This window comes from Paenibacillus sp. BSR1-1 (assembly GCF_030403775.1).
Classification (GTDB): domain Bacteria; phylum Bacillota; class Bacilli; order Bacillales; family Cytobacillaceae; genus Neobacillus.
This window is the reverse complement of record NZ_JAQMWQ010000020.1, coordinates 74,591-87,450: the sequence shown is the minus strand read 5'-3', so window position 1 is coordinate 87,450 and position 12,860 is coordinate 74,591. Positions and strand designations below refer to the sequence as shown.

15 protein-coding genes and 2 pseudogenes are annotated in these 12,860 nt (G+C 37.9%); 5 read left to right on the top strand and 12 right to left on the bottom strand.

Going from position 1 to position 12,860, the window contains the following annotated elements:
* Positions 1–93: 93 nt before the first annotated feature.
* The 5 genes from PH210_RS22595 to PH210_RS22575 all read right to left on the bottom strand — a co-directional run bounded on the left by PH210_RS22595 (position 94) and on the right by PH210_RS22575 (position 3,268).
* On the bottom strand, positions 94–657 hold the full coding sequence (locus PH210_RS22595; RefSeq protein WP_483312140.1) for a nucleotidyltransferase family protein: 564 nt from the start codon (positions 655–657) through the stop codon (positions 94–96).
* Between the two features lie 37 nt (positions 658–694).
* Positions 695–1,078 carry a YkvA family protein gene (locus PH210_RS22590; RefSeq protein WP_289988613.1) on the bottom strand — a complete coding sequence of 128 codons (384 nt, stop codon included), beginning with the start codon at positions 1,076–1,078 and terminating at the stop codon, positions 695–697.
* Positions 1,079–1,178: 100 nt separating this feature from the next.
* Entirely contained in the window at positions 1,179–1,466 is a 288-nt protein-coding gene (locus tag PH210_RS22585; RefSeq protein WP_289988612.1) for a hypothetical protein, read from the bottom strand.
* A 130-nt stretch (positions 1,467–1,596) separates the two neighbouring features.
* Entirely contained in the window at positions 1,597–2,049 is a 453-nt protein-coding gene (locus PH210_RS22580; protein ID WP_289988611.1) for a C40 family peptidase, read from the bottom strand.
* Positions 2,050–2,182: 133 nt separating this feature from the next.
* A complete protein-coding gene (locus PH210_RS22575; RefSeq protein ID WP_289988610.1) occupies positions 2,183–3,268 on the bottom strand; it encodes a right-handed parallel beta-helix repeat-containing protein in 1,086 nt (361 codons plus the stop codon).
* 181 nt (positions 3,269–3,449) lie between these two features.
* On the opposite strand from PH210_RS22575, the gene PH210_RS22570 reads away from it, so the two are divergent.
* Together PH210_RS22570 and paiA are read left to right on the top strand one after the other, a co-directional pair.
* Complete coding sequence (locus PH210_RS22570; protein ID WP_289988609.1) at positions 3,450–3,902, top strand: MarR family winged helix-turn-helix transcriptional regulator; 453 nt, start codon at positions 3,450–3,452, stop codon at positions 3,900–3,902.
* A gap of 23 nt (positions 3,903–3,925) precedes the next feature.
* Positions 3,926–4,444 carry a spermidine/spermine N(1)-acetyltransferase gene (paiA, locus tag PH210_RS22565; protein ID WP_289988608.1) on the top strand — a complete coding sequence of 173 codons (519 nt, stop codon included), beginning with the start codon at positions 3,926–3,928 and terminating at the stop codon, positions 4,442–4,444.
* Between the two features lie 55 nt (positions 4,445–4,499).
* On the opposite strand, the gene PH210_RS22560 is transcribed toward paiA, so the two are convergent.
* On the bottom strand, positions 4,500–4,769 hold the full coding sequence (locus tag PH210_RS22560) for a hypothetical protein (protein WP_289988607.1): 270 nt from the start codon (positions 4,767–4,769) through the stop codon (positions 4,500–4,502).
* Between the two features lie 973 nt (positions 4,770–5,742).
* A complete protein-coding gene (locus PH210_RS22555) occupies positions 5,743–5,991 on the bottom strand; it encodes a hypothetical protein (protein WP_289988606.1) in 249 nt (82 codons plus the stop codon).
* 153 nt (positions 5,992–6,144) lie between these two features.
* Between PH210_RS22555 and PH210_RS22550 the strand changes: the two genes are divergently transcribed.
* From PH210_RS22550 to PH210_RS29935, 3 genes and pseudogenes are all read left to right on the top strand, one after another.
* Entirely contained in the window at positions 6,145–6,543 is a 399-nt protein-coding gene (locus tag PH210_RS22550) for a hypothetical protein (RefSeq protein ID WP_289988605.1), read from the top strand.
* 307 nt (positions 6,544–6,850) lie between these two features.
* Positions 6,851–8,017, top strand: a complete 1,167-nt coding sequence (locus PH210_RS22545; RefSeq protein WP_289988639.1) for an MFS transporter — start codon at positions 6,851–6,853, stop codon at positions 8,015–8,017.
* 237 nt (positions 8,018–8,254) lie between these two features.
* A pseudogene (locus tag PH210_RS29935) lies at positions 8,255–8,335 on the top strand (hypothetical protein); the annotation flags it as partial.
* Here the strand turns inward: PH210_RS29935 and PH210_RS29985 are convergent.
* From PH210_RS29985 to PH210_RS22520, 5 genes and pseudogenes are all read right to left on the bottom strand, one after another.
* Positions 8,334–8,636: pseudogene (locus tag PH210_RS29985) on the bottom strand (hypothetical protein); the annotation flags it as partial. The pseudogenes PH210_RS29935 and PH210_RS29985 overlap by 2 nt on opposite strands.
* Positions 8,637–9,084: 448 nt before the next feature.
* Positions 9,085–10,221, bottom strand: a complete 1,137-nt coding sequence (gene ssuD / locus PH210_RS22535) for an FMNH2-dependent alkanesulfonate monooxygenase (protein WP_289988603.1) — start codon at positions 10,219–10,221, stop codon at positions 9,085–9,087.
* A gap of 56 nt (positions 10,222–10,277) precedes the next feature.
* A complete protein-coding gene (gene ssuE / locus PH210_RS22530) occupies positions 10,278–10,829 on the bottom strand; it encodes an NADPH-dependent FMN reductase (protein ID WP_289988602.1) in 552 nt (183 codons plus the stop codon).
* A gap of 118 nt (positions 10,830–10,947) precedes the next feature.
* Complete coding sequence (locus PH210_RS22525; RefSeq protein WP_289988601.1) at positions 10,948–11,817, bottom strand: ABC transporter permease; 870 nt, start codon at positions 11,815–11,817, stop codon at positions 10,948–10,950.
* Positions 11,818–11,829: 12 nt separating this feature from the next.
* On the bottom strand, positions 11,830–12,855 hold the full coding sequence (locus tag PH210_RS22520) for an aliphatic sulfonate ABC transporter substrate-binding protein (protein ID WP_289988600.1): 1,026 nt from the start codon (positions 12,853–12,855) through the stop codon (positions 11,830–11,832).
* Positions 12,856–12,860: the final 5 nt, after the last annotated feature.

Below are 12,860 nucleotides of genomic sequence, written 5' to 3'. Positions count from 1 at the left end.
GTAGACAATGAGAATAGTCTTCATTGTTTCTGAGTTCTCTTATGAGTATCCCTGTAAATATAGTTAGGGATTTTTAATCTGCATGGGATAAAACTAGTTCATATGAAAAACCTTTAATTTACTCCAAGTCGATTTCCAATTCTTTTTGGCAATGCGGTCTTCGTAAATTTCCATTCTTTCTTTTGTCTCTGTAAAAAAAGGAGTCGGCCTTACTTCTAGATTGATTACATCCCTAATTCCCCAAGGGGCAGCTAATATCACATTGCCCCTTTCATCTAATTTAACGCCTAGGGCTGTCGCTGTTTCTGGAAACTTAGATATAGCATCAACAGAAGAAGTGTAAGGCGGTAAATTACTTTTAATGTGCATTCTTGCTTCATTCTTTACCGACCAAGGAATGGCGGGATTAAGGGATTTAAGTTCTTCTTCAAGTTTCTTTTCCTCAAATTCATCGATATTACTTGGGTCGAAATAAATGACATCAATATCTGGGATCGGCGTTCTTTCGCCGAAATCGTGTAGTGTGTCCCATATTTTTGAACGAACAAATCCGGCACAAACCCACCAATCGGGCAAGTTCACTGATCTTGCAAATTTTAATATTTCCATCATCCATTTATCTTCTTTAATAAGGGAAACAATAAGTTCTTCATTCATCACGGAAATATTACTCCTTAAAAATTTGTGTTACACGTTATCTTAATAGGCCAAAGATTTTCATTACCACCCACACAATCATTACACCCCATATCAAAACAATTATGGAACCGGCTATCCAATTCTTCGGTTTCGTGCTTTTCATCCTTTCTTCCGCCTTAGCTTCACATTCAGCTAGGACATTCTTGGGTATCATTTTTAACGCGAGCAAGATCCCTAACGGAAGGAGAATAACATCGTCCAGGTAGCCCAGTATAGGGATAAAATCTGGAATGAGGTCAATCGGACTGAACGCATAGGCTACTACACAAGCTGTGAATAATTTAGCATACCAAGGTACTCTTTTATCTTTACAAGCATAGTACAGAATGAATATCTGCTTTTTTAAATTCCTCGCCCAAATTTTGATCTTATTAAACATCTAATCACCCATAAACGTAATTTCTTGTTTTTATTATAAAACTGCATTTCGGTTGTGTAAAAAAGAAAAGGCGCCTATTGGCAGCCTGTTTTCCGCTTTATTAATTTCTTTTTTGCAACGATTTAACGGCTAAATGTTCTTCATCCTTTTTTACATATATGTCATATTGCGTATTATCCTTAAATCGGTTTGTTCGATTATCAAAGCTGTATGGTGTTACCGTTTTATACTTAATCTCTTCCGACTTTAATTTGGCTGTAATCCTGAAGTATTCCTCATTACCGAATGCAGTGTAAATTAATTTCCAGTTCCTGTTTAAGAAGGTTCGAATGATTGTAGTAAGTATGATTACTAAGGCGACCAAACCAATCGCAATATAAATCTCCATTTCTTGCCTCCCTGAACTTTTCATTTTTAACATTATATTTCTGTAGATATTATGTAATTCCTTCCTCTATTTACCTGCCACTTTTTCAGCTTAAATGAAAAAAAAGACCATCGTCACCGATGGTCTTCCTTTATACTCGCTTTACTCCAATATATCTAGCATGCCAATATGGGTTGCTTGTGTAAGTGATAATGACCCCTTTTGAGGATGATGCCATAATCATTTTTCCGTATCCGATATAGATGGCAACATGGGTTGGGGCACTTGCTTTAGTTGGTCCATAGAATAGTAAATCGCCTATTTGCAAATTAGATGGTCGATATCCGTTTCCATAGTACATTTGGGCTGCCGTGCGATTTAGGGTTCTTCCTGCTTTTCCGTAAGAATACTTTACAAGACCTGAACAGTCAAAACCGCTTGGCGACATTCCGCCCCATCGGTATGGAACTCCAATATTCGATTTCGCAATTGAAATGGCTGCTGTATGATAATTATATGCTGCTTCCGCTTTTTCACCCTTGGCGGCGAACAAAGAGCCACAAGAAGCTAAAATAGTAAAGGCTACGATGAATTTCTTTAGCATGGTTGTTACCTCCTAGTGTGAGTTGATACGTTAACTATACTAGAAAGGTATGACAGACCCATCACAACAAGATGTTAATTATATTACAAAGTTATTCTAAAATAATTTCAATACAACCTCTTCCCGCTTTTTGCTAACTCCTGCTTTCATCCTGCTCACAATCCTTATTCCTAAACAATGAATTCCCCGTGCCATTATTTTCGATGTCCTGATTCCCATTACTGCAAGCAAAATTCTCAACCACTTCATTATCATTGGAGTCTAAAGCAATTCCATCATTATCGTTTTCATTCGCTCTATTCCTAACGATAAAATTGTTGTTTTGATTAACATGAATTCCATCTTTCTCATTATTCGAGGTACGATTTTCTTCAATATAATTAAATCCTTGAGTTGGAACATTGGCTGGAGAAATAATCGAAATGCCACTTTCTGCGTTCCAAAAACTTATATTCAACTGATAAAGCGAGCTAAAAGGATTATTTACTTTTATTCCATTCCCTTTTGATCTTGTAATATTATTTTCGATGATGGACATGGTTCCATTATTTAAAGATATTCCATCACTGCCAGTATGCTGAATTTCATTTTGCAATATTAACCCCGAAAAAGCCTGCTCGGCTGAAACGATTCCATTTTGTCCGGCCTTTTGTATCTTATTTTGAATGATTGAATTGAAAGGATTAGCTGGAATGGTAGATTGAGTAACATTTATATTTATTCCATTCTTTCCAACGTCTTTTATCTCATTTTGAATCATGACATTGATGTTAGGATCCGTAATATTAAATCCGTTTTCACCAATATTTGTTATTTTATTTTTTTTAAATAAGTGAGTAGCACCATTCGTAAAGACAACGCTTTGCTTAATGAAGATCCCATCATTTTTAATATTTTTAATCACATTCTCTAAGCAATAAGCAAAATCGCAAAATTCTATTGTTATTCCACTCTGAATGTAATTTTGGATAGTGAAACCTTTTATTTCAATACCAGAGGCTAGGTTTGCAGAGGATTGGCCCACTCTAAATCCAAAAGGCAATGAATGATTTCCATCAAGAGTGGCTCCTTTCTCCCCGACAATTGCTAAACCTCTATTAAATACGTTTACACTTTCATGATACGTTCCCTTTTTTACAAAGACTAAATCACCAGGTTGTGCAGCTGTTACCGCTGCTTGAACCGTAGGAAAGTCTCTAGGAACCACGATTATACTCATGTATCTGTACCTCCTAAATTAGTTAATGCTATTGGTATGCATGTCCATTGCCATTTGAAAGGTACAAGGGTTTAAATGGAATCAATATTTTTTGTTGCAAATACAACAAAGTTAAGTTACATTTAATACATGCCAGTTTTATTGCATTTGCAACATATTTTTTAAAAAAAAGGAGTTATCTATGAAGGAAATTCTCCGTGAAATAGGAATGATTGCAAGGGCATTAGATTCGATCAGTAATATTGAATTCAAAGAATATGACCTGACAAAAGGGCAGTATTTGTACTTGGTGCGAATCTGTGAAAACCCTGGAATCATTCAAGAAAAGTTAGCAGAGATGATTAAAGTAGATCGAACAACAGCCGCTCGTGCCGTAAAAAAACTTGAAATGAATGGCTTTATTGAAAAAAAGGACGATCAACATAACAAAAAAATTAACAAGCTCTTTCCTACAGAGAAAGGGAAACATGTTTATCCATTTATAAAAAGAGAAAATGATTACTCCAATAACGTGGCCTTAGAGGGATTATCCGAAGTAGAGATAGAATCCATTTTCAATCTTCTTCAAAAGGTAAGAAAAAGTATTGAAAAAGACTGGGAATATGTAAAAAAGGGAAACAAAAGAAATTATTGATCTATAGAGGAGCGACAATATAAATGACTATAAATATAAAACAGTGTACCCTTGAAGATTCACGTAAGCTGCAAGAAATTAGTTCTGAAACCTTTTATGAGACATTTAAGGAGCAGAATTCCGCTGAAAATATGAATGCCTATTTGGAAAAGGCCTTTAACTTACCACAATTAGAAAAAGAATTATCCAATACTTCTTCGCTATTCTTTTTTGTTTATTATGATAATGAAGTTGCTGGATATTTAAAGGTCAATACCAATGATGCTCAGTCTGAAGAAATGGGTGAGGAATCACTAGAAGTCGAGAGGATTTATATAAAGAAGGAATTTCAAAAGCACGGGCTCGGTAAATATCTATTTAATAAAGCTTTGGAAATTGCGATGGAAGGTAATAAAAAGAAAATCTGGCTAGGCGTTTGGGAAAATAATGAAAATGCGATTGCTTTTTATAAGAAAATGGGGTTTGTTCAAACGGGTGCCCACTCTTTTTATATGGGCGATGATGAACAAATAGACCTTATCATGACCAAAACACTCGAATAACAGGGCGAAACGGAGCTGCCAGATTGGCAGCTCTTTTCAGATTGCATCTATTCAGCTAAAATCCAGAGCTAGTAGTTATTCCAATGATAAACAAAATGAAAACAACTAAGTAACCTACCGGAATCATAATTAGAATGGCGGCCGATGCCTTTCTCCAAAAACCACTTGGACTATACCACGAGGCAATAACGGCCGATGCAAATCCAAAGATAAGCACAAACCAAAAGCTCCAGCTTGGTAACAATTCACCGGCATGTGGGATCTTAAAGATTACAAATATGGCTATTAGGATTAGGATAGAAAAAATCCCCGAATACTTCCTCAAAATCTCCCTCCTTTTTTTGGGTTCATTTTACCATAAAAACCCAATTATTTCTATCCTAAGCCATTCGTTTTTCCACACCAATCGATTATTTTCGGGGAAATTCCCTATGTGCTATATTAATTAATCGTTTGATTAAAACCATGAATAACCGCGCTATAGAGGGCTTTATTGAATGAAATCCAATCGAAAAATGTTTATCAAATAACAGAAAAAATCGCATCAACCTTGTAAAAAAGACAAATTTTCAAATAACTGACAGAATTCAATAAGATTCCCGATTCTTCGCCTTTAATCAGACGTTTAATTAACTTGGGCTTCTGCCCGCATCCATCCTTATTTCTTCTCTCAAAATACGTTAGAAGAATGTCGAAGGAAATGATTCTTTTAGGTGATACCTTTATAATTTAAGAATTTTGCTTAATCGTTTCTTCAACGTAAGTAAGGAAATTACTGTATGGGGAGCTTCCTGTTAAGTATTGCGCTACCTCATTCAAAGGTACTATCACTATATCCCTCTTTTTTGAATAAAGAACATGAGTTGTTGTGGTATCAGCATGCACTCGATTTAGATTGGGAGAATACTTGTAAACAGAATCAGTCTCATACCAGAAAAATCTTTTTTATATCATCTTTTATTAATCTTGCTTTATTTAAGTAATCAAACATAGCAGGGAAATTCTCCTTTATCAATTGTCTACTACGGGAAGGCACATATATAGTCATATCTTGCCCCTTCAGAACCGCAAATCAATTATGTTATTTAACGAAAAAAACACTCATTTTCGAGTGCCTCTTTATTTTTTCTTCCGTTTTGATTTACCACCGAATAGACCTATCGCGACTGCTACCCCAATGCCTATAGCAAACCATGAAGCGAAACTCATCACTTCCACCGCCTTTTTGGCTTTGAAGAAAATTGCTCAACAACAGGAGCTCCGCCTCCAATAAAACAATTTGCCATTGTAATAATGGGTTATTTAAATAATTTTATAAAATCATAAAGAACTCCAATCAAAGCAAAAATAAGATAATAACTAGTTTTTGTAACCTCTTTGTTAAGTAATTCCTTTATACCTACGATGAAAACCTTATGAAACCCAAAAAATGATAATATTAATGCAACTAATAAAAATTCTAACATTAACTCCTTAACCCCAACCTTTTTAAATTTATATGTATTTTCCATATATTCTCTACTACGTATGTAAATTCCTTTTTCCACTAAACAGCCCCGTTTCGCCTCTATACAATATAAGGAAAAAATTGCTTAATTACTGATACAAATGCTCTTACATTAATAGAAAACACTAATACTATATTAATAGGTTTGATTATTAAAGATCTGACCTAAAAATAGTAGAAGGGATGTAAGAAAATGGCAAACGTTGTTAATATAAGAATACCGGACAATTTTGGATTAGAAAATCCATGTACCGGAGAAATAGTCAATTTTTCGGGTGTATTGCATTTTATTATAACTGAGACATTCGATAAAAATGGTGGTGAGCATATTACCAACCATCTGAACACCCAAGGTTCTCAAGGAATTGGTGCTACAACGGGAGCTCGTTACCGTCTTATTCAAGTAAACAATGCAGAACAAAACTTTAGACCACCGTTTCCGGAAGAATTCACCAGTGTGATGGACTTAAAAGTAGTGGGGACACATGGAGCTCCTACCTTCTTTATTCGGATGACTGTCCACTTCACTAGGAATGCAAATGGTGATTTCACAGTAAATAAAAGTTCATTCAAAGCATCCGATTGTGAGTAGAAAAACTCCTAGCAAAAAAGTATTTGATTAAGGTCGACGGGGTGCCTTTGATGGCACTCCTTTTTGTCTGGACTTTACACTTAAATTCATCTGACATATACTCAAAAAATGATAGAGTATGAAGCTATTAGAGAACTTGTTGAAAATGATATAAATTACAGTGAATGGATAGAACGGAAGGCAATTTTAGTTTGAAGAAACCAATTGCTAGAGCAAGCTCGTGGTACAATGAAATTAACTATTTCTTATATAAATTAAAATATTTCATTAAGAGGAGATGTTTACGTTGGCAACAGCGCCCCAACCAATGGTCAAAAGTGAAGAACCTCTTTTTCGTCGAGCTGTTTATACTTTCTCTGGAGCACACTTTTTGAATGATTTAGTGACCACGGGAATGGTTCCAGCTTTAGTGGTATTATACAAACATTTTTTTCATTTGAATTACACCCAGTCTACTTTAGTGGTTTTACTCTCGTATTTAACATCATCCGTTTCACAGCCTCTTTTCGGGATGTTAGCGGATCGCAAACCTAGAGTTTGGCTGTTTCCGGCAGGCGTTTTTTGTTCCATTATGGGTCTAGCCTTAACTGGTCTTGCACCATCACTTCCATGGCTGCTATTCTTTATTTCTATTTCAGGACTTGGTTCCGGTGCCTTTCATCCCGAAGCTTCTCGCGGGACCCATCTTGCTGCCGGTTCTAAAAAGGGATTGGCTCAAGCCATTTTTCAAGTAGGTGGTAATTCTGGACAAGCTTTCGGTCCTTTGTTAGTTTCCGTTTATGTCACACATTCGGGAATCCACGGACTCCTTTGGCTCATCCCTGTCGCCATCCTTTCTATCTTTTTGACTGGACAAATCCTTCCATGGTTAGGACAAAAATTACAGTCATCCAATGTTATTCGTAAAAAGGAATTAAAAGGAACCAACAATATAATGGGAGCAGCCATACTTTGCGGCGTCATCATTTTACGTTCCTGGTGCCAAATAGGAGTTGTCATCTTTTTACCTTTCTATTTGCATGATTTATCGATCCAACAGTCCGAAATACTTAGTTTTGTCTTTGTTGGCGCAGGGGCACTTGGTACTTTTTTTGGCGGGATTTGGTCGGACAAAATAGGGATGAAACGATTACTTGTCACCTCTATGTTACTTGCTACGCCTTTTGCCATTATTTTTCCCTATTTACATGGGGTATTGTCAATTATTGATCTGTTATTTTTCGGATTTTGCGTTCTTTCTTCTTTTTCAGTAAGTGTTGTTTATATGCAACACATGTTACCTAAAAATATTGGGTTGGCTTCTGGTCTATCGATTGGATTCGGTGTTGGGGCTGGCGGGATTGGTTCTGTCTTCATGGGAGGCATTTCAGATGTCTTTGGCGTAGCTGCCGTTTTTACGATCCTTTCCCTGCTTCCATTAGCGGGTTCCATTCTTGCCTTCTTCTTGCCAAATGATAGATTGGCAAATGAATGAAAGATTACGTTCTTTTAAACACATCTAATGTTAAAAGCGTGGGTTTATCCACGCTTTTATTTTTTGGACTCAAGCATCCCGATAGTTTAAGTAAAAAATTTCACAAAGTAGTCATTTTTCGGAAAATATTTATTTAAATTATAAACGCCTGTCTCATTCAAAAAAAAGCTCGTACCATACGATGTAACAATGAAAGGTTCATTTCTCTTTCATGCAGTTATGTAAGAACAAAAGGAGGTGTTTTCATTGAATGGATATTCAGCATTAGAGATCCAAGAAGCAATTAAAGAAGCTGAAAAAATTGGATTAGGCGATTTTATGCATCAAAGCCCTTATTCCCGCAAAGGTCGTGGCACTGGTCGTGGCACTGGCCGTGGCACTGGTCGTGGCACTGGTCGTGGCACTGGTCGTGGCACTGGTCGTGGCACTGGCCGTGGCACTGGTCGTGGCACTGGCCGTGGCACTGGTCGTGACACTGGTCGTGGCACTGGTCGTGGCACTGGTCGTGGCACTGGTCGTGGCACTGGCCGTGGCACTGGTCGTGGCACTGGTCGTGACACTGGTCGTGGCACTGGCCGTGGCACTGGCCGTGGCACTGGCCGTGGCACTGGCCGTGGCACTGGTCGTGGCACTGGCCGTGGCACTGGTCGTGGCACTGGCCGTGGCACTGGTCGTGGCACTAGTCGTGGCACTGGTCGTCGCGGCACTGGTCGTCGCAACACTGGTCGTCGCAACACTGGTCGTCGCGGCACCGGTCGTCGTTCCTAAAGACATCGGTCAATCCACGTTGAATCAAATTGTAAGGTTCGGACACTTTTTATTAATTTCAAGAACACAACCATGACTACCACTTTTAAAAATATGGGTAGTATAAAGACTAGCTTAAAGGTTAAACAAGCTAGTCTTATTTCTTATTGTACTAACCTGCCCCATTAGTACAATAAAAAAGGATCACCTCAGCAACCCTTTCTTAAAATCAAGCACACGTTACTTGCAGAAATATATATTGTTATTTATAACAAAAGGAAGAGGTCTATGTCCTCCTCCCTTTTCACTAATATATATTTTTAAACTTTTTCAGGAACTAATTGATTAGCAATGATTTCTCCAATAGGCTGATTGTTTAGTTGAGTGGTGTTAATAGTGTCTCTTTTTTTCAACGGTAAATGCGGAAATACTAACTCTGCAAATTGATATGCTTCTTCCAAATGTGGATATCCGGATAAAATAAAGGTATCGATACCTAACGCAGAATATTCATTCATCCTCTCCGCCACTTGTGTTGGATTTCCCACAAGTGCTGTTCCAGCACCACCACGAACGAGACCAACCCCTGCCCAAAGGTTCGGGCTTATTTCCAGCGTCTCTCTTCCACCCTTATGCAGCTTCATCATTCTCTTCTGCCCAACAGAATCTTGACGGGCTAAAGTACGTTGTGCTGCCTCAATCGTCTCCTGATCTACATATTTAATTAAACTATCAGCCGCTTCCCATGCTTCTTCTTCCGTTTCTCTTACGATTACGTGTAATCGGATGCCAAATCGTACTGTTCTTCCTTCTTGTTCAGCTAAACGGCGAACTTCTTTTATTTTTTGTTCCACTTGTGCAGGAGGTTCTCCCCATGTTAAGTAAACGTCTGTATGTTTTGCCGCAACTGCTTGGCCAGCTGGCGATGAACCGCCAAAATAGATAGGAGGATGCGGATGCTGAACAGGTGGAAAAAGCAGTTTCCCGCCTTCAATTTTCACGTGCTTCCCATCAAATTGAACCTCTTTTCCTTCTAAAAGGTTACGCCAGACCGTTAAAAATTCATCTGTTACTTCGTAACGTTCATCATGAGAAAGGAATACTCCGTCACCAGCTAATTCTACTGGATCACCACCCGTGACGACATTAATTAGAAGACGTCCATCCGAAATGCGATCCACTGTGGAAGTCATTCTCGCTGCAACAGAAGGAGTCATTATTCCCGGCCGGACAGCAATCAAAAATTTCAATCTTTCTGTTACAGCAGCCAATGATGACGCTAATGTCCATGGATCCTCACACGATCTTCCTGTTGGAATTAATACCCCTGTATATCCAAGTCGATCAGCCGCTTGAGCGATCTGACGAAAGTAAGAAAAATCAGCCAAGCGTCCTCCCTTTGTTGTTCCTAAATACCGGCTGTCACCATGAGTTGGAATGAACCATAATACTTCCATTTTTACACTCCCTTTATGTTATTAGTTTTTTTAACTAAATATCGTTCATTTTTTGTTTATCGAATTTCTTGTAATTCTTTTCGTTGCAATCGTCCCAGTAATTGGCCGATAGCAGATTTCAGCCTTTGCTCAATTTCAGAATCTACAAAAGTAATCTCTTTTCCAGAATAGGTAAATTGTGAATCTACCATATATACAGACTCTACACTTTCTCTTGCACCAAGAACGGATAAGAGAGGCTTAAATGAGTATTCAAGTGATAAAAGATGCGCATAAGTACCTCCGGTTGCAACTGGAAATACGATTTTACCTTCAAGACCTTTTTCAGGGAGCAAATCTAAAAAGGTTTTTAAAACTCCTGGATAACTCGCCTTATACACTGGACTTACAATGATCACTGCTTCTGCTTGTTCCACTAGCAATTTTGCTTGTTGAATGGCTGGACTATTAAAATTTGCATATATTAAATCTTCTGGAGGCAGATTACGGACAGTAATCGTACTTACTTGATTTCCTTCCTTTATAAGAATACTTTCCAAAAATGCAGAGATAGCAGACGAACGAGATAAAGTAGTAGGGCTGCCAGAAATAATAACGATATTTGACATAAACATCTCTCCTCTTTTTAGGACAAAATAATAGTAATTAGATTAATCCTTAAAGTTTTAGTAATTCCATCGTTTAAACACTAGCAATCTTCTTTTATTCCCTTAACCCCATGAATGTTTAAGCAGCATTTTCTCCCTGATAACTATCACGCCATTTTAAGAATCTTGACTCTAATACACGAACAAGCGAATCACCTAATTTACCGCCAAGAGCGAAGATAATAATTCCGACAAAAACAACCTCGGTGCGGGTAAATTGTCTTGCATCCATGATCAAATAGCCGATTCCTTCGCTTGCCCCCATCAATTCGGAAACCACTAATCCCAGCCAAGCAGCACCTAAGGATAGGCGAACCCCAAGTAAAATATTGGGGAGAGCAGCCGGAAAAATTAGTTTGGTTACTTGATTCCATCTACTAAATTCCAAAATGCGTGCTACATCAAATAATTTTTTATCCACTCCGCGAATGCCCAATAATGTATTTACATATAGGGGGAAAAATGCTCCTAGTGCAATTAACAATTCCTTTGATAATTCTCCTAAACCGAACCATAGAATAAATAATGGTGCTAATGCTAAATGGGGCACGGTTCGTAACATTTGCAATGAAGGATCAACAAAATGCTCTGCTTTATTAGAAAGGCCGGTTAACGTCCCAAATAGAAGACCCAAACTTGCACCTAATATAAATCCGATGAAAGCACGAAAAACGCTAATTTTTATATGCCCAAATAATTCACCTGTTCTAGCTAATTCCAGAAAGGACTGAAAAATATCTAAAGGTGTAGGTAATATCGTATTAGATACATGTAAAAGCGATCCTGCCGACTGCCATACAACTACTATAATAATGGGTAACACCAAGCCGCGTGCCATTATTAATGCAGAGCCTTGGAATTTAGTGCTCTTCGTCTGTTTCGTAACTGCAGGATTCCTAAATTTACTCTCCAAATTTTCCGATGGAAATGCTAGTTTTGCTTTGCTCATCTCAAAACCACCTCACTTCGTTTTTTCTTCCTTCAGTTCCTTTAATGCCTTCTTAATGTACGAATTATCGACTACCTTTGATGTATCGATTTTATTTGTAATTGCTTTAAGAGAATACTGGAAATCTGCTGTTTCCTGCTGTGCTTTAATGATGTCTTCAGATATTGGAAGATTAAGAGATTCATTATTTTCGAGTACATTGCTTATGACATCCTTATCAATTTTTTTAGCATTTGCATACAAATCGATTGCATCGTCACGGTTCTCTTTTTCAAATAAACGCGCTTTTTCGTATACTTTTAGAAAGCGGACAACAAGATCAGGATGCTCTTTAGCAAATTCTGTACGTGCAATGACGAATCCCGGTGAATAAACATTCAATGATTTACCATCTGCTAGTATTCTTGCGTTTTTCTTTAAAGTCTGTAGTGAAACAAAAGGCTCCCAGATGGACCAAGCATCAACTGCTCCTGATTCAAACGCCGGCTGTGCTTCATCTGGCTGCAATTGGATAATTTCTACATCACCAGGCTTCAAACCAGCTTTTTCCAAAGCACGGTACAGTACATTGAATCCACTGCTTCCTTTTGCCACTGCAATTTTTTTCCCTTTTAAATCCTTTAATGTTTTTAACGGACTGTCTTTACGAACAAGAATCGCGTTTCCTTTAAGCCCATCGCTAGAACTTGCAATTTCCTTAAACTGAATATTTGCTGCCTGCCCTGCAATTACAGGTGAATTGCCAACTGCACCAAAGTCCAATCGATTAGCTGCCATTGCTTCGAAATGCGGTGGACCGCTTTGGAATACTGTCCAGTTTACTTTTACACCAACCTTTTTAAATTCTTCTTCGAACCAACCTTTTTGCTTGGCAATCAATAACGGTCCCAAGCTTTGTTGGATTCCTATGTTTACTGTCAGGTTTCCTTTCTTTCCTGCAGCTGTATTCGCTGTTGTCGTTTTTGATGAGCATCCCGATAAAATCCCTATCATAATGGCTGTAACTATTAATAAAGAAACCTTAAACTTTTTAAACATCTATT

Excerpts from the sequence above, each read along its gene's own strand:
- PH210_RS22595 (WP_483312140.1), bottom strand. The coding sequence starts at position 657 with ATGAATGAAGAACTTATTGTTTCCCTTATTAAAGAAGATAAATGGATG.
- PH210_RS22590 (WP_289988613.1), bottom strand. The coding sequence starts at position 1,078 with ATGTTTAATAAGATCAAAATTTGGGCGAGGAATTTAAAAAAGCAGATA.
- PH210_RS22585 (WP_289988612.1), bottom strand. The coding sequence starts at position 1,466 with ATGGAGATTTATATTGCGATTGGTTTGGTCGCCTTAGTAATCATACTT.
- PH210_RS22580 (WP_289988611.1), bottom strand. The coding sequence starts at position 2,049 with ATGCTAAAGAAATTCATCGTAGCCTTTACTATTTTAGCTTCTTGTGGC.
- PH210_RS22575 (WP_289988610.1), bottom strand. The coding sequence starts at position 3,268 with ATGAGTATAATCGTGGTTCCTAGAGACTTTCCTACGGTTCAAGCAGCG.
- PH210_RS22570 (WP_289988609.1), top strand. The coding sequence starts at position 3,450 with ATGAAGGAAATTCTCCGTGAAATAGGAATGATTGCAAGGGCATTAGAT.
- paiA (WP_289988608.1), top strand. The coding sequence starts at position 3,926 with ATGACTATAAATATAAAACAGTGTACCCTTGAAGATTCACGTAAGCTG.
- PH210_RS22550 (WP_289988605.1), top strand. The coding sequence starts at position 6,145 with ATGGCAAACGTTGTTAATATAAGAATACCGGACAATTTTGGATTAGAA.
- PH210_RS22545 (WP_289988639.1), top strand. The coding sequence starts at position 6,851 with ATGGTCAAAAGTGAAGAACCTCTTTTTCGTCGAGCTGTTTATACTTTC.
- ssuD (WP_289988603.1), bottom strand. The coding sequence starts at position 10,221 with ATGGAAGTATTATGGTTCATTCCAACTCATGGTGACAGCCGGTATTTA.
- ssuE (WP_289988602.1), bottom strand. The coding sequence starts at position 10,829 with ATGTCAAATATCGTTATTATTTCTGGCAGCCCTACTACTTTATCTCGT.
- PH210_RS22525 (WP_289988601.1), bottom strand. The coding sequence starts at position 11,817 with ATGAGCAAAGCAAAACTAGCATTTCCATCGGAAAATTTGGAGAGTAAA.
- PH210_RS22520 (WP_289988600.1), bottom strand. The coding sequence starts at position 12,855 with ATGTTTAAAAAGTTTAAGGTTTCTTTATTAATAGTTACAGCCATTATG.